This is a genomic window from Bacillus infantis, from assembly GCF_020171945.1.
Classification (GTDB): Bacteria; Bacillota; Bacilli; order Bacillales; family Cytobacillaceae; genus Bacillus_AB; species Bacillus_AB infantis_A.
This window is the reverse complement of sequence record NZ_JAIVAP010000001.1, coordinates 607153-623961: the sequence shown is the minus strand read 5'-3', so window position 1 is coordinate 623961 and position 16809 is coordinate 607153. Positions and strand designations below refer to the sequence as shown.

General features: G+C 44.4%; 15 protein-coding genes. 12 read left to right on the top strand and 3 right to left on the bottom strand.

What is annotated here, in order from left to right; all coding sequences use genetic code 11:
* Positions 1-10 precede the first annotated feature (10 nt).
* Both LCM00_RS03310 and LCM00_RS03305 read right to left on the bottom strand, forming a co-directional pair.
* Positions 11-346: a hypothetical protein gene (locus LCM00_RS03310; protein ID WP_224897810.1), complete on the bottom strand. Its 336-nt coding sequence runs from the start codon at positions 344-346 to the stop codon at positions 11-13.
* 322 nt (positions 347-668) lie between these two features.
* Positions 669-995, bottom strand: a complete 327-nt coding sequence (locus LCM00_RS03305) for a hypothetical protein (RefSeq protein ID WP_224897808.1) — start codon at positions 993-995, stop codon at positions 669-671.
* A gap of 239 nt (positions 996-1234) precedes the next feature.
* On the opposite strand from LCM00_RS03305, the gene LCM00_RS03300 reads away from it, so the two are divergent.
* The 11 genes from LCM00_RS03300 (at position 1235) to LCM00_RS03250 (ending at position 15536) form a co-directional block, all read left to right on the top strand.
* On the top strand, positions 1235-1951 hold the full coding sequence (locus LCM00_RS03300) for a response regulator transcription factor (protein ID WP_224897806.1): 717 nt from the start codon (positions 1235-1237) through the stop codon (positions 1949-1951).
* Positions 1941-3416 carry a HAMP domain-containing sensor histidine kinase gene (locus LCM00_RS03295; RefSeq protein ID WP_224897804.1) on the top strand — a complete coding sequence of 492 codons (1476 nt, stop codon included), beginning with the start codon at positions 1941-1943 and terminating at the stop codon, positions 3414-3416. The genes LCM00_RS03300 and LCM00_RS03295 overlap by 11 nt, the downstream gene beginning before the upstream one ends.
* Positions 3406-4467 carry a LolA family protein gene (locus tag LCM00_RS03290; protein ID WP_224897801.1) on the top strand — a complete coding sequence of 354 codons (1062 nt, stop codon included), beginning with the start codon at positions 3406-3408 and terminating at the stop codon, positions 4465-4467. Before LCM00_RS03295 ends, LCM00_RS03290 begins: the two co-directional genes overlap by 11 nt.
* A 12-nt stretch (positions 4468-4479) precedes the next feature.
* The gene (locus tag LCM00_RS03285; protein ID WP_224897799.1) at positions 4480-6183 is read left to right on the top strand and encodes a M56 family metallopeptidase; all 1704 of its coding nucleotides are present in this window, start codon (positions 4480-4482) and stop codon (positions 6181-6183) included.
* 1127 nt (positions 6184-7310) lie between these two features.
* On the top strand, positions 7311-8003 hold the full coding sequence (locus LCM00_RS03280) for a response regulator transcription factor (RefSeq protein ID WP_224897797.1): 693 nt from the start codon (positions 7311-7313) through the stop codon (positions 8001-8003).
* Positions 7981-10218 carry a HAMP domain-containing sensor histidine kinase gene (locus LCM00_RS03275; protein ID WP_224897795.1) on the top strand — a complete coding sequence of 746 codons (2238 nt, stop codon included), beginning with the start codon at positions 7981-7983 and terminating at the stop codon, positions 10216-10218. Before LCM00_RS03280 ends, LCM00_RS03275 begins: the two co-directional genes overlap by 23 nt.
* 11 nt (positions 10219-10229) lie before the next feature.
* The gene (locus tag LCM00_RS03270) at positions 10230-10745 is read left to right on the top strand and encodes an RNA polymerase sigma factor (protein ID WP_224897793.1); all 516 of its coding nucleotides are present in this window, start codon (positions 10230-10232) and stop codon (positions 10743-10745) included.
* Positions 10746-10940: 195 nt separating this feature from the next.
* Entirely contained in the window at positions 10941-11792 is an 852-nt protein-coding gene (locus LCM00_RS03265; RefSeq protein ID WP_224898166.1) for an AraC family transcriptional regulator, read from the top strand.
* Between the two features lie 386 nt (positions 11793-12178).
* Positions 12179-12895, top strand: a complete 717-nt coding sequence (locus tag LCM00_RS03260; protein ID WP_224897791.1) for a hypothetical protein — start codon at positions 12179-12181, stop codon at positions 12893-12895.
* 78 nt (positions 12896-12973) lie between these two features.
* Positions 12974-13912, top strand: a complete 939-nt coding sequence (locus tag LCM00_RS03255) for a catalase family peroxidase (protein WP_224897789.1) — start codon at positions 12974-12976, stop codon at positions 13910-13912.
* A 331-nt stretch (positions 13913-14243) separates the two neighbouring features.
* A complete protein-coding gene (locus tag LCM00_RS03250) occupies positions 14244-15536 on the top strand; it encodes a histidine--tRNA ligase (RefSeq protein WP_224897787.1) in 1293 nt (430 codons plus the stop codon).
* A gap of 50 nt (positions 15537-15586) precedes the next feature.
* On the opposite strand, the gene LCM00_RS03245 is transcribed toward LCM00_RS03250, so the two are convergent.
* On the bottom strand, positions 15587-15844 hold the full coding sequence (locus tag LCM00_RS03245; RefSeq protein ID WP_101548166.1) for a hypothetical protein: 258 nt from the start codon (positions 15842-15844) through the stop codon (positions 15587-15589).
* 199 nt (positions 15845-16043) lie between these two features.
* Here LCM00_RS03245 and msrA point away from each other — a divergent pair, with 199 nt between their 5' ends.
* Complete coding sequence (gene msrA / locus LCM00_RS03240; RefSeq protein WP_224897784.1) at positions 16044-16574, top strand: peptide-methionine (S)-S-oxide reductase MsrA; 531 nt, start codon at positions 16044-16046, stop codon at positions 16572-16574.
* Positions 16575-16809 lie beyond the last annotated feature (235 nt).

Below are 16809 nucleotides of genomic sequence, written 5' to 3'. Positions count from 1 at the left end.
GGTGCTTTTTTTAACATCCTTTAATCGTGATGGAAATAGGTTCGGCGGCAGGAATGATGGGCAGGTCTTCAGGTGGAGGGTCAAAAACAAAGGGGCTGGGATTGTCATTATTCAAAAGAATCTGTTCAATGGCACTTGCGGCATAATCAATCGATTGAAACCTCAAGGTCCGCTGATTGAATACAGATTCTACAGGCACGGAAACCAGCAAGGAATAACAAAAGCTTTCTTTTAAAAAACTGACCTCCATACGCAAATTCCGTTCCGTAAAGATATGGGTTATGTCACAATCCCTGTAATACATAAGATTCAGAAGCATGTTCCGAATTTCTGTTTTTGTGGTCATCCTAATTCCTCCTATCCTGCGAGATGGGATGGGACTAAGAAAAGTCTGAAGGATCCCTAACACTTCTTGCTTTAATACTAACAGTAAGTTCCAACATAATCGATAAGCATTTGTGTCTAATTATAGGAGCACTTGGCGCTATTTGGCGGTTGTAGCTGAAATGCTACGGTATCTGGGGAAATATGCAGGTGGAATGTATAAATTGGATTAGTTTAATGAGTGAAAATGTATTATTAAAGATTTTCTTGCAGACAAATTTCCAATTAGAATTTTCCATAATCCCATGAAAAAAAGATGGGCACTTAGCTGCCCATCTTTTATTCTACTGACAGCTGCAGCCGTGTGACTGGCAATAGAGTCTGCCGCAGCGGTTACAAACTTTATATTCCTCAGCTGGTATCTGCTCTCCGCATTCCCCGCAGGCTGCTTCTGGAGACACAGGGATCCCATTATTAAAAAATAGGTCTGCCTCAAGAGAGAGGACCTGTTTTTTTTGTTCTGCAGGAGAAAGATATTGAAAGTCTACAAAATAATCTTCTGTTATTAGATTCTCCACCTTCTTGCTCCCCATATAAATACCCTTGGCCAATCTGACTAGGCTATAATTTCCTCGAATATCTTTAATAATATATAATTCTCCTGATTTCACCGAACCACTCCTTTATATACCACTTCTGCAAAAAGGGGCGTATCCCTTTTTAAACCGGATTGATTGTGTTGTGATATATCAATATAATAAATAGAATAAAAGGTAAATGATGGTTTAAAATTTCAAACTGCCGGGAACAGGCCTGGCAGTTTTATTTGTTTTTAAAATTATGAAGAGTTTATAAAGTTTTCAGAGATACATTTATCATTTTTTATAATGGACTGGAAGGGGAGGGGCATATGGCAAAGCAAGAAAGACTGCTGCTCGTGGAGGACGATGGGCAGATCGCCAAAATCATTTGTGATCACTTACGGAAGGATGGTTTTAGTGTGGCATGGGCATCTACCGGAAAAGAGGGGCTGGAGGAATTTGCTGCAGAGGTCTTTGATCTTGTGCTCGTCGATCTCATGCTTCCTGAGCTGGACGGTTTCACCCTGCTGCGGACCATTCGGAAGACGCATGAAATTCCAATGCTGATCATCAGTGCAAGGTCAGAAGATGAAAGCAAAGTGAAGGGTTTTAATCTGGGAGCGGATGATTATATCACAAAGCCATTCAGCCTTGAAGAACTGAGTGCAAGGATTTCTTCCCATTTACGCAGGTACAGAAGATATCAGGGAGTAGAAGATACCAGCGAGGTGAATGTTTATCAAAAAGGCCTTTCAATCGACTTTTCTCAAAAAGCAGTTCACTTGGACGGTCAGTTGCTGAATCTGACTGCAAAAGAATACGAGCTGCTGCAGCTCCTGGCTAAAAATCCGTTTGAAACTTTTTCAAAAGAAGCTCTGCTTGAAATGGTCTGGAAACAGGAGGATATTTCCGCAAGCAATACGGTAACCGTGCATATCAAAAGTCTGCGCAGCAAGCTGAAGGATACTTCCAGGTCAGCTGTTTTCATACAGACGGTGTGGGGTACTGGCTACCGTTTCATTGGAGAGGAAAAGGATGAAAATTAAAAACTGGCTCAGAATCAGTTATCTGGCGGTGATGCTGCTTCCGCTGCTGTTTCTCTTCCTTTTATATCTCAGTATTTCTGAGTGGGATGAACAAAGAGATGTTATGGAATACATGGAAGTGCAGCAAAAAATGCAAGAGCTCAGTCCCAGCCTGGAAGACAAAAATCTTTATGAAATTCAGCCGGCCAGCAAGTATGAGAAGCTCAGACAGCTTTCCACCGAAAAGCTCAAAATCGCTCTCTACCGCCCAGATGGAATTTCCCTTTTTTCCTCTCTGGAGGACATGTCGGTGAACAGGCTCCAGCAGAGGAGGCCGGAAGATTTGTATAAAGGGCTTAATGAAATGAACAAAAACATGAGATCTTATGTTGTTAAAAAACCAGTATTCGAGGATGGCAATTTAATAGGGATTTATGAGGTGACCTTCGCCAGGCAGACCTGGATGGAAGGTGTTGAAAACCGCACCATTCTTTACGGGATATCATTGGCAGCATTCCTGCTGGCAGTGTATGCAGCAGCAGCGCTTCTGATAAACAGAAAGCTGAATCGTCCGCTGGAGCGGCTTGAAAACCAGATGGAGCGCTTTGCCGGCGGAATGCCAATCGAAAGGGAAAAGGCTGCAGGAGATGAAATTGGTGCACTATACGAAGGCTTCTATCAAATGAAGGCCCAGCTGGAAAAGTCCAGGGAGGAAATCATTCAGCAGCAGAAGGAGAAGGAATTTATTTTAGCAGCATTATCCCATGATATGAAAACACCGCTCACTGTCATACAGGCCTATGCAGAAGCATTGACTGGCAGCCGTCCCTTAACCGCCCAGGAAAATAGAGAATATAATGAAATTCTAATGGAGAAGCTCGGCTACATGAAGCAGCTGATCGATGATCTAGCTCTTTATGCATCCTTGCAGACCGGCCAGAAAAAAATTGAGCTTACAGATGTTGAAGGTGAAGAGTTTTTTGAATATCTTTTGTCAGGATATGAAGAGCCTTGCTTGAAAAAAGGAATCAGACTGAAAGTGGAAACGCCGGTCACCGGAATATACAGCCTGAATGCAGGCCAGATGATAAGGGTAGCTGACAATCTAATGGCAAACGCCATCCGGCATACTGGGGAAGGCAGCACTATCCTCTCCGCAGCTGTCTCTGAAAATGAATCACTGCCTGATGCTGTTTACCCTCCATTTAGGGATGAACTGGAAGAGTGGAGAAAAGATGGAGCCATACTCCTGGTACAAAATGAAGGAAGCTATATCCCGGAACAGCTGCAGAAGGAAATTTTTCTCCCGTTTGTCCAGGGTGAAGACTCAAGGACGCATGGAGGAAGCTCAGGTATCGGGCTAAGCATCAGCAAGATGCTGATAGAGCAGCATAAAGGAAGAATTAGTGTATGGTCCAGTAAAGGCTATGGAACCTTATTTGCCTGCTGGATTAGAGAAAGGATGGAAACCAATAATGACATTTAAAAAGATGATAACAGCAGCAGGTGCAGCGGTCATGCTTCTTGCAGGCTGCAGCGGAAGCATCAATGTTTCTTCAGATGAGATCGTTTCCAATGTATTGGAATCCGGAAAAGAACCGGCAGCATATTTTGGGACAGGATCTTACAAGATTTATAGTGATGGGGAACTCACCGAGAATGCTTCTTTTGAAGAATATGCAGATAAAGACGGAAAAAGGAAAATCATCATGGAGAACAGCGGAGAAGATGGAAAACGGATCATTGCCATCAATGACGGCAAACAGCTCATCAGCTATGAGGAAGGAAGCAAGACGGCACAAGCAATGGACATCAGCGGGCTTGAGCTTCCAGCCGCAATGACGCAAAAAGAGCAGATTACCGGAATGCTTGAAAATCTCAGCGGTACGCATTCATATGAAGTGGCCGGGGAAGAAAAGATGATCGGAAGGGATGTCTATCATTTAAAAATAAATGCCAAGTCAAAGGAAAACCTGCTTGGCGATATGGAATTCTGGGTTGACAAAAAGACATGGTTTCCGATTAAGTCGGTTTCCAATTCAGGGGATAACCGATCAGAAGTAATCTATGAAAGTGTTGATTTTTCCCCGGATTTTGCCGCTGCTGAATTTAAGGCAGATCTGCCCGAAGATGTTGAAATCGTATCGATTGATTCCAGTATGGAAGCCACTGAAGGCACGGCTGAGCAGGCTGCAGAAAAGCTTGGCATGCCTATCCTGATCCTGGAAGAAAGCTTGGACAGAATTGAATGGACAGAGCTTGGGGGAGAGTTGGCACGGACCGAGGTGACTGCCTATTATTCCAAAGATGCTATTCCAAGCTTCAGCATCTCAACATTCCCGGTTCCTGAAGGAGAGGGCATGGAGCTTGACGGCGAAGAAGTCAGTGTAAGGAATATGGCTGGTTTTTATGAAAAAGAACTCCGCATGATCAGCTGGGATGAGGGGGGACTCCGCTATGTGCTGATGATTGAACATCCTGATATGAGCAAAGAGGAAGTCATTCAGGAACTCGAAGGCATGGAGCCTGTCAGCTAAAGGAGGAGAATCATGCTGCCAAGTATAACTGAAATGCTGGTCCCGATATTTTTGGGATTTGCGATTGCCGGGATCGGCCTGCTGATTGGCATTAAACACCGAAAATGGGCAGCTGCCGCTGAAATCCTGCTGGCTGCTGCTTCAATCGGCTGGCTGATCTATAAAAATGGATTCCTGGACAGCCTTTTGCTGATTTCCCTTCTTTCCAGTGCCTATTTCTCCGTTTTTCTGGCCGGAATCGGCTATAGAAAGTACCGGGAGCTGAAAGAAGAGCTGGGCAGGATAGAGGCGGAAGAATGGCCTGTCATTCGGAATGCCGCAAGAATCTGGACTGATATCCTGATCAGCCTGGCCGTCTTTCTGGGAGCCATATTATTTCTTATATACGGCCCTGAGGACAGTCCGCTTAAGGTGTTTCTCCTTTTCGGACTCATAGCTGCCTGGGCAGAACTGGGAAAACGTGTAATTGTCTTTATTACATTAAGAATCTATTTTTCTGAAGAAAAAAATATGATATACATTGTTTCCAAGCTCGACTGCCGGGAGCTGCCTCTTTATGCTTTGAAGGAATGCAGGGAAGAAGAAGCCGCAGATATTCTGAGGCTTCACCCCCTGCTGACTCTTTTTACTTCAAATAGCGATTTTACAACGAGCCTGGGGCAAGTTCAGCGTATAGGGGCAGCAAATGAAACGATCTACCTCAATATAGCCGATACAGCCAGACTGAAAGAAATCATCAGATGCTGTCCGGAATGTCAAACTGGAACAGAAGCTCCAGCTGTTCTGCCTCTTTATCACTGGAAAAACCTGAAGCGGCTGGCGGGAAAGCTCTATTATGCAGTCACAGTAAAAGGAATATCAGCATACACATCAATCATTCTAATACTCTACTTCTTAGAGGTGAACTCCTGGGTCATTGCAACCTTTGCTTTCTTGTATTGGCTCATCAATTTGTATCTGTCTGACAGAGTTTTGAAAATAGCTATGGATGCAAAGGAAATTGAAGATGCGGAAATCAGGCAGATGGCTGAGAAAATTTTTACTAAGGCAGGAATAGCGGGAGTAAAGGTTTATGAAACTGACTCTCCGCAATATAATGGCCTGGCCGCTGGCATGAACATCGGGCGCGGGATGGTAACAGTGACAACAGCTACCCTGGCTTTGCCTCCTTCAAGCATAGAGAGCATTCTTGCCCATGAAGCTATACACGTCAAAAAGAGGGATGTCCTATGGTCACAAATTTGGAGGATCGCCTACTTTTTGCTGCTGGGATTAGCTGTATGGCTTCTTATAGATAGGATTCCTGATATTGCTGATTATCCAATTCCTGTTTTTATTGGCGTCTGGCTTCTAATGATGTTTCTGCCTATCTATCAATCTTTTATTTCTCAATGGATGGAAGTAAGAGCAGACCAGCTGGGAGCACAGCTTCTTGAGGGTGGCTATAGTCAGATGGCTGACGTGCTTGCAGACCTGGCAGAAAGGCAGGACCAGGAAGTTAATCAGTCAGCCGAATACCGTGCGGCTAAAGATGAAAAAAGGAGAGTCATCTCCTCACTTGATCGCGACAAGCTCATCTGGCGCCTCATTGAGTTCCAGTTCATGCCCCATCCGCCGATGTATTGGCGGGTGCAAATCTTGAGAAACAGCACTTCCCCTAAAGGGATGATCAAGAGATGGGCCGCTGACAGGATGAGAGAGTCTTTTACAAGATAAGGTATGAATGACCTGTGCTTCCTTTAGGGAGAGCACAGGTCATTTTTTTCCTTACTTTAAACAGCTGCCCGGACGATATATCTGGAATGTGTAATGGCCAATCCTCTGGAAGCTGCATACTGATTGAAAATCGTGGTGATTTCAGAGCCGTATTTTTCCTTAACGAATGCTGCTATAGATGGCAGCTGTCCGAAGCAGGCCAGTCTGATAACGTCCTACCGGGAAACGAAGGATTCTGGGAGTTTGAAGTATTAAGGAGAACCATTGTCCTTAGTCATTTTGGAAGTGCTGGGGCCGCTTGCGGAAGGAAGAAATGTTAGGATGATTTTGTAAGAAAGAGGGAAGGTGATTACAGCGGAGGGGCTGGAACCACTATTTGCTGTAAAAAGAAAAATAGTGGTCCCAGCCGGAGGAGCTGGAACCACTATTTGCTGTAAAAAGAAAAATAGTGGTCCCAGCCGGAGGAGCTGGAACCACTATTTGCTGTAAATAGAAAAATAGTGGTCCCAGCGGGAGGAGCTGGAACCAATATTTGCTGTAAAAAGAAAAATAGTGGTCCTAGCGGGAGGAGCAGGAACCACTATTTCGTGTAAAAAGAAAAATAGTGGTCCCAGCCGGAGGAGCTGGAACCACTATTTGCTGTAAAAAGAAAAATAGTGGTCCCAGCCGGAGGAGCAGGAACCACTATTTCGTGTAAAAAGAAAAATAGTGGTCCCAGCCGGAGGAGCTGGAACCACTATTTGCTGTAAAAAGAAAAATAGTGGTCGGAGCAGAATCACTTCCCAAAAACATGTTAAGCCTTTTTTATTGCTTGAAAGGCCAGCCTGAATCCTATTGCAAAGATATACAGCAGCCCAGCGAAAGGGGCCCCTTTTCACCATAAAGGGAAATCATGATCAATTAGTCGCTGGAGGAACTTGCTTTCACCTTATATATGTTATCTTTCACTTATGCTGCCACCCGGCGGCTTTTTTCTATTCGCTGCTTTCACCGCAAGATTTCTAGTATACAATAGTGGAGACAACATCCAATATTAAGAAAATCTTAAGATATTTATAAAAGGAATATTAAGATTTGCTCTTTATGATAGATACATAAGCAGCTGCTAAGAAGGTAGGAATAGGGGAATGGAAAATTATAATGTACTTGTTGTAGATGATGAAAAGGAGATCCGCGACGCGATCGAGATTTATTTAAAAAATGAAGGAATCACAGTCCTTAAGGCTGGCGATGGCATTGAAGCGCTCGAGATGCTCAGTGAACACCAGGTCCACCTGATTGTCCTGGATGTAATGATGCCGAACTTGGATGGTATTTCTGCCACCTATAAAATCAGGGAAAACAAGAATATTCCGATCATCATCCTGAGCGCGAAAAGCGAAGATACCGATAAAATCCTGGGGCTTCAGGTCGGGGCTGATGATTATGTGACCAAGCCTTTCAATCCTATGGAACTGGTCGCAAGAGTCAAGTCACAGCTGAGAAGATATGTGTCATTCGGGACTTTTGAAGGCATCAGAAAAGTCGTGGATCTGAACGGGCTGACGCTTGAAAAGGAGACAAAGGAAGTAAAGGTCAATGGCGAGCATGTCAAGCTCACACCGATAGAATATAGAATAGTAGAGCTGCTGATGCTCAATGCCGGCCGGGTATTCTCTATCCAGGAGATCTATGAACTGGTCTGGAAGGAGCCTGGCTATAATGCAGAAAATACGGTTGCCGTACATATTAGGAAAATTCGTGAAAAAATTGAAATTGATGCAAAAAATCCAAGATATTTAAAGGTGGTTTGGGGAGTTGGATACAAGATGGAAAGGTAGGCTGATGATTGGCGTCTGGGCGCTGTTATTTACAATTACGACAAGCGGCATTTTTTCAGCCTTCCTGTTGGCAAGCAATTATTCTTATAAGGATTATTTCCATACAGATCAGTTCCGCTATGCAGTCGATCAATTCAACGGATACTTGGGGATGTTTGAGCTTTATGATCTTACCCTGGAAGAGGCAAAGGATTCGATTGCTGTAACAGATGCTGATATTGAGGAGCACCGGACACGGTATGGGTCCCTGCCTGAACAGGTCGGCAATATAAAGTCACAATATGAAGGGGTCATCCAGGGAGCTATTGATACAGATAATAAAGAAGCAGAGCAGGCCTTTATTAAAGAACGGGATGAAAAAATAGCGGATATTACGAAGAACTTTCAGAGTGACGAGCATGTAAGGCCGAAGGTTGTTAAGGAAAAAGAGGCAGAGATTAAAGAGCTTTTTAAACTGCGGGAAAATTTTCGGGATGAATACAATCAATATAAGAAAGATTTCATCTATTATTTTAAAAATACCAGCAATGGGAAAATCTACACGAATCTTGAATTAAAACCGGGTGAAACAGCTGGAGAATTCTTCAGTGGAAAGGAAGTTCAATTTACATCCAGATCCTATATTTCCAGCGAATCGTTCTTCTATAGCCTTCCTTACCAAAACGATACGCTGGATACGCTCCTTGAGTCCAAGGGCAGCTTTGAGGGCACAATTGCTGTTGCGTCCGATCTGGCATCTTCCGTTTCCTATTATAATGCAAGCAAAGTTTATAAGCAGAAGCAAGTGATATTAGCTGCACATGCTGCTGCAGGACTTGCTGCATTTGTTTTATGGGCGGTGATCTCACGCAGATCAGCCGTATTAAAAGCAGAAATGGGGAGATGGGAGCCTTATTACAATAAACTTCCAATTGATTCGAGATTTATGCTTCTGCTCTTGTCAGTCATTGGGGCTGTGATCTGCCTTTTTGGGATCAGCGATACGGTGCTCAACATGCTGGAAGTACCATATGACAGGATGGAATTGCTTCTATTCATCTTTTCGGCTGCATTGTTATGGGGGCTGGCGCTCTTGCAGTGGAATTACATTATGGCTGTGATGAAGGATGGAGAACAGATCCGTAAGGCTTGGAAGAAAAGCGTTCTGCATGAGGGCGGGAGCCTTCTGAAAAAAGTCTATAACAGATCAAAAAGGGCTTTGGAGGATGCCTTTTTGCAATGGAGCACTGGCACCAAAATGCTCATCATGTTCATCCTCGTGTTTGGCATGGGAGCCCTCTCCATCATTATTTTTATAGATCCTATATTTATTATTGTATATCTTATCATTCTCTTTGGTCTGGGCACGCGGATTGCAATAAGCCTGGTAAAAAAGACCGGCTATTTTAACCGCATCGTCCAATATACTGAGGAATTGTCTTCGGGAAATCTGGGTCCGGATCTCGAGGTTTCCGGAAGATCTGTTTTGTCCGACCTGGCTGCTAACGTCAATCTATTGAAGGAAGCGGTAAGAACTTCCCAGAGCCAGGAAGCCAAGAGCGAGCGTCTGAAAACGGAGCTGATCACGAATGTGAGCCATGATCTTCGGACTCCTTTGACATCGATTATCACTTATACGGAGCTTTTAAAGCAGGAGGGCATTGAGCCGGATGAAAGGGAGGCATATCTGGAAATCATAGACCGCAAGTCGCAAAGGTTAAAGGTGCTGATTGAGGATTTGTTCGAAGTAAGCAAGATGGCAAGCGGAAATATAGAACTTGCCAAAACGAAAGCAGATCTTGTCCAGCTTCTGCAGCAGTCCCTCGGAGAATATGATGAAGCGATCCAGGGATCAAGCCTGAATTTCCGTATAACAAAACCTGAAAAGCCGCTGGTTGCTATGGTTGATGGGCAAAAAATCTGGCGGGTATTTGATAATCTGATCGGCAACATCCTGAAGTATTCCCTGGAAAACAGCCGTGTGTATATCTCTATCCGGAAGACAGGACGAAATGCGGAAATCACTTTCAAGAATGTTTCAAAATATGAGCTTAATGATAATGCTGAAGAGCTGTCCGAAAGATTCAAACGGGGTGATGAATCCCGCCATACTGATGGATCCGGCCTGGGGCTGGCCATCGCAAAATCGATCATTGATTTACATGAAGGGGAGCTTGAAATCGGGACAGATGGCGATCTCTTCAAAGTAAATCTTATATTGCCGGTGGAAGAGTAAGGAGTGGAAAAATGACTGGAGCAGAAATAGCAAATTCATATGAAACTCATAAAAAACGGCTCTTCCATATCAGCTATTCTATTACAAGAGACTCTTATTTGGCCGAAGATGCTGTCCAGGAAACATTCATTAAGGCACTTAATAAGGCACACACCATTATAGACAAGGAGAAGCTGGGAGCATGGCTGAATGTTACTGCAGCCAGAACAGCAATCGACTTTGTACGCAGAGAACGGAAGAAAAGCTGCCAGCCTATGGAAATAGAGGCAATCGATGCGCTTGGAAATGTTAAGAGCGAAGCGGTGGAGAGCATGGTAGAGGCACAGCTGATGGAGGCGCAAATCAATCGGGCGATTAACAATTTAGAGGATGGCTATAGAGATATCCTGCACCTTAAAGCAAGCAAGGGACTGAAGGAAAAAGAGATTGCAGAGATGCTTAACCTGAAGCCATGCACTGTGAAAACAAGATTGTACAGGGCAAGGAAAAGATTGAGGCCTCTTTTTACCGGATTAGCAAATATGTAGAACATAAAGACAAAAGGAGCTAAACATGAGCTCCTTTTGTCTTTATATTGATAGAGAAATCTTCACGCTATTAAAAGGGAGTTCTGTACTTTACATAGAATAGGTTACAGAAAAGAAATTACTGTCATCAAAGAGCATAAATTGACAGGAGACCAGCATGGACAGCTGCTACTATAAAAGCAGGGAGTGAGCGATATGGGATGGGCTGAGGGGCTGCAGAAAGCAATTGATTATATGGAGGACCATCTCCTGGAAGAGATTTCGGTGGAGGAAATTGCCTTGCGGGCCAATGCTTCTTCCTTCCATTTTCAGCGGACATTCTCGGTGCTGACGGATATGTCGATTGGAGAATATTTACGGAAGAGGAGGCTGACGCTTGCAGCGCAGGAGCTTATAGCATCAGATGAAAAGGTCATCAATATCGCCCTGAAATATGGCTATGACACTCCTGAGGCGTTCGCAAAAGCCTTCCGCCGCCAGCATGGGCTGACACCAACAGATGCACGGAAAAAGGCCGGACAGCTGAATGCCTATAATCGCCTGGTCATACAGGTAACCTTGAAGGGAGCGGAACCAATGAAGTACAAAATCATCGAAAAAGAAAGCTTTACAGCGGCAGGGATCAGAAAGGAATTTTCCATGGAGAACGGAGAGAATTTCAAAGGCATTCCACAAATGTGGAAGCAGGTGCATGAAGACGGCATCAATAAAATCCTTTTCACGCTCAATGAACATGTTCTTGGAATTTGTGTAGATAAAAGGGGTGAGACCGGAGAGTCAAAGATGGACTATTGGATTGCGGCTGAATGTAAAGGTGAGAAGCCTGAAGGATTAGAAGAGCTGATGCTTCCTGCCTCCAAATGGGCTGTTTTCGAGGTTCATGGGAAAATGCCTGATGCTATGCAGAATACCTGGAAGCAAATCTTCTCAGAGTGGTTCCCTTCCAACCCGTACGAACATGCGGGGACACCTGAGCTTGAGGTCTACAATGATGATGATCCCTACAGCCCGGACTGCTATTCTGAGATCTGGATACCGGTAAAATAAGCAGATAAAGTGAAAGAGCGGCAGAGAGCTGCTCTTTTTTTCGTATAGAAGAGTGTTTAGACTGTCTAGAGTCAGGTTATGGAATATTAGGCTTAGGGAAACTTGTGGTTTGTGATAAATCTAGTATTATTATTGGGACTTTTATAAGTCCAGCTGGCTATTTGATTAATCTGGCGGTTAATTCGATCAATTCAACAAATAATTCAATCAATTCGAAGGATAATCTGCCATTTCAGCAGATATTCTGCCAATTCAAAAGATAATCTGCCAATTCGCAGTTAAAAACCAGCCGTCCTTTCAATCACACCTGCCGTCCCGGCAGTCCAGCAAGCACTAAGCAGACACCATGTTAAAAAAGGAATGATCATATGCTCTTTTGGCTCAGCATGATTTTTGCAATCGGTTTTGCGCTCATCCATTTTTCCTCGAAATATATGAATTTTATCAAGGAAACCCCAAGGAGCCGGATCCTTTCCATAGCCGGCGGCATCGCTGTTGCTTATGTGTTCCTGCATCTGCTTCCGGAATTGAATGGCTATCAGGAGAGCTTGGAGGATTCGATCGGGACGGATGCAGGAAAATATATTGAGAATCATATTTACCTGATTGCCATGATTGGACTGGCGATATTTTATGGCCTTGAACGGATTGTGAAGGTTTCGAAAAAGAAGAAGAAAGACAAGACGGGAAACCAGACTTCTGCAGGCGTGTTCTGGATTCATATCGGATCTTTTTTTATTTATAACAGCATCATCGGTTATCTCCTCATACGCGAGGAATATGAAAGCCCGTGGGGAATGTTCTTTTATTTTATAGCTCTAAGCATCCATTTCATCACCAATGACAGAGGTCTCAGGCGGGATCACCGTGAAGTTTATGACAAATACGGCCGCATACTCCTGACTTCAGCAATTTTGCTCGGCTGGGTGATAGGAGCGGTTATGGAAGTTCATGAGCTGATCATTTCAATTCTTGTCGCTTTCCTGGCTGGAGGCGTGGTGCTGAATGTGCTGAAGGAAGAGCTGCCGGAAGAGCGGGAAAGCAGCTTTGCGGCATTCTGCATCGGCCTTGCTGGCTATTCAGTCCTCCTTATGGTCATTTAAAAACACACACCCGTTTGTTTCTAAAAGCCGGGTCAAGGGAAGAATAGAGTAATCAAGAATAGAAAAGGGGGCCAACTGATGAGTAGCATTAAAAAGACCGATCTTGCCGGACGTGCCATAGACAGTATTGAAGGGGCAGCCGGAAAGTTCCCTGGCCGCAAAAGGGCTCATGCACGGGGATGCTCCTATAAAGGAACCTTTAAAGCAAACGGAAAAGCCGCCTATTTGACGTCTGCCCCACATCTTCAGGGAGGCGAGGTGCCGGCTATTGTCCGTTTTTCCAACAGCTCGACCAATCCCGGACACAGTGATGCGATGACTCCTCCTAAAGGAATGGCAGTTCAATTCCAGCTGCCTGATGGAGACGTTACAAATCTTGTGTGCACAACCGTTCCGCTATTTTTTGCAAGGACGCCCGAATCTTTCACCCAAATTATTGAGCTGTTTGCCTCAATACGCAAGGGGAAACCTGATCTAAAATCATTGGCAGGCATTGCTAAGGACTTTCCTGAAAGCAAGGCGTTCATTGAGCTGATCCAGGAGGTGAGGCTGCCTGCAAGCTATGCAGCAGCTCCTTATTATTCTATCCACGCCTTTTACCTTACCACCAGGGAGGGAGGGCGGCAGGCAGTTAAATTCATCTGGGAGCCGGAAGAAGGCGTCAGCATGTACACGAAAAAAGAGGCGGCCGGCCATCTTGCTGAAACATATCTAGAAACAGAGCTGGATGAGAGGCTGGCGAAGGGCTCAGTCCGTTTTACATTATCAGTGCAGCTTGGGGAAAAAGACGATCCGACAGACGACCCGACAGTGCTATGGCCGGGCGGCAGGCAAAAGCTTGCAATAGGAGAACTGACAATCACACAAAAGAACGAAGAACCAAATGAAATGTTTTTTGATCCGACCATTCTGCCTGAAGGCATTGAATGCAGCGATGATCCTATCCTCCATTTCCGGCATGAAGCCTACCATGAATCGAGGAACAGGCGTGAAAGCGAGAAGGAGGAAGGGCTTTAAGCTGGCTGCTGTAAAGGCAGCTATTCTTACATATTCCATTCGCCGTTTTTTGTATCCGCCGTCAAATCCAGTTGATATCACTGTTATTCTATGCTACATTATATGGAAATTAGAGGTGATCCTTATGCAGCCGGATAGAAGCTGTTGTCCATTTTCACAAAACCATCATCATAAAAACTAGCCTTGCTATCGATTTTTAAAAATCGCAAATAGGAAGGCTATTAATCATGAACCGCATTATTTTAAGTATCCACTTAAAAGAGTGCGGTTTTTTTGTATTTTTTTAAAAGGGTGAGGATCATCTCTAAATCTTATTCTGGAGGAATAGCTGATGAAAAAGATGGATTATCAAAATGTAAAAGGAACTAAAGATTATTTGCCTGAAGAAGAGATTGTAAGACGGAGGATTCAAAGAAAGCTGGAGGATGTATTCATTCAATACGGATGCAAACCGCTGGAGACCCCGATTCTGAACTATACTGAACTTCTTGCTTCCAAGTATGGCGGGGGAGCAGAGATACTTGAGGAGATGTATACACTTTCTGACCGAGGCGGGAGAGATTTGGCTTTGAGGTATGATTTGACCATCCCATTTGCAAAAGCTGCTGCTATGAATCCTGGATTACGGCTTCCTTTTAAGCGCTATGAAATCGGCAGGGTTTTCCGCGATGGTCCGATAAAAACCGATCGTCTCCGCGAGTTCACACAGTGTGATGTTGATATAGCAGGGGCAGATTCCCAGCTTGCTGAAGCCGAGCTGATGGTGATGGCACTTGATGCATTCTCGAGAATTGGCTTGGATGTGACAATCCAATATAATAACCGCAAGCTGTTATCAGGCATGCTTCAGGAATTTGGAGTGCCGGAAGAGAAGAGCAATGAGGCAATCCTGGTGCTGGATAAGCTGGAAAAAGCAGGCTGGAAGAAGGTTTCTGAAGAACTGGCTGCTAAGGGAATAGGAGACGAAGCGATTCAAAGGACTGCCAGCTTCATTTCTGACACGAATATTGGAGAACTTGCCTGCTATAAGGAACTGGAGGATAAAAACGTCCTCTTAAAAGAAGGATTGCAGGAGTTGAAGGAGCTGGAAGGTTATCTAACCTATTTGGATTGCGGCCGGAAAGCGGTTTTTAATCCTTTTTTAGCAAGAGGCCTGGACATATACACCGGCACGATATATGAAATATTCCTCACTGACAGAACGCTTGCCTCAAGCATAGGGAGCGGCGGCAGATATGATAACGCAATCGGCGGCTTCATAGGGAGCGGGAAGAAGGTAGCGACCGTTGGAATTTCGTTTGGGTTAGATGTCATTTTCACCGCAGTCAGCCAAAGCCTGTCCAGGAAGGAACAGGAAAGTACAGCGGATTATTATCTTATTCCCATTAATACGCCAAAAGAATCCCTTGCTCTTGCACAGTATCTGCGCGGAAAAGGGTGGAGAGTAGAGATGGAGCTTGGCGGCCGCAAAGTCAGCAAAGCTCTTGAGAAGGCAAACAAAGATAATATCCGGGAAGTAATTCTGCTTGGAGCAGAAGAAGTATCAAATAATCAGTACAAAATTAGGGATATGAAGACAGGGGAAGAAAAAATCGTGAAATTTGATTTTTCGAAGACTGGCTGAAAAGAGAAAACATGCAAAGCATTTGCTTTGCATGTTCCTCCAATTATTTATTAATACCAAAAGCCTGGTCGTCCGAAGCCATAGCCCCATCCAGGACGTCCATAACCCCAGCCAGGCCTGCCATAGCCCCATCCAGGACGGCCATAGCCCCATCCAGGACGTCCGTAGCCAAATCCGTATCCGCCATAGCCCCATCCAGGGCGGCCAAAGCCGAACCCGCCGGTAGCTGCGCCAATTGCCAGAAGCGGAAGGAACCTCTCATCATGCTGCTGATATGCATACTCAGGAATTGCCATATAAGGATTCATTTGCATAGCCTCCAGTCTCTTTTTCTCTGTATGCTATGCAGCAGGAGGGCGGTTGCCCCCAATTATGATGGGGAATTTAAAAAATGGACATTTGCCCAGTAAAAGTTTTTTATACTAAACATGAGAATATCCAAAAGCCCTTGGAGGTGGTAAACTGGTAGAAAAGCTTCTCATATTTAATAGAAAAGGTGATTTGCGAATGACAGAGAGAAAAGAATTGGCAACTTTTGCTGGGGGCTGCTTTTGGTGCATGGTCAAGCCTTTTGATCAATTTGACGGAATATATAGCATCATTTCCGGCTATACCGGCGGACATGTTGTCAATCCCACATATGAAGACGTGAAAAAAGGGGACAGCGGTCATTATGAGGTCGTCCAGATTGAATTTGATCCTGAAGTGTTTCCATATGAAAACCTGCTTGAACTGTTCTGGCAGCAGATAGATCCTACAGATGAAGGCGGCCAGTTCCATGACCGCGGGGACCAATACCGGACTGCTGTATTCTATCATAATGAAACTCAGAGAGACAAAGCGATTGCTGCCCGCAATAAGCTTGCTGAAAGCGGAAAGTTCAGCAAGCCGATTGTAACAAAGGTGCTGCCAGCTGAAACCTTCTATCCGGCTGAAGATTATCACCAGGATTATTATAAGAAAAATTCCGCCCATTATAAGGAAGACAGAGAAAAATCAGGGCGAGATGAATTTATCAAAGAGCACTGGGAAAAATAAAGCTCTTCCAGGCCCCGCAAACTAGGATGCGGGGCTTTTTATTATATCTATGAAACTTCCTTGCTGCCATAACTCCAATAGCAAGCTCATCACTTTCTCATCTTTTTCTGTGCCTGCGGTTCATGATAACAAAGTGCTTTTACTGTTAAAAAACGATAAAAGTAGTTTGCATCTTCAACTGAAAAAAACAAACCCGCTCAGCAGGAATTCCTCTATTAAATGCCGAATATTGTCA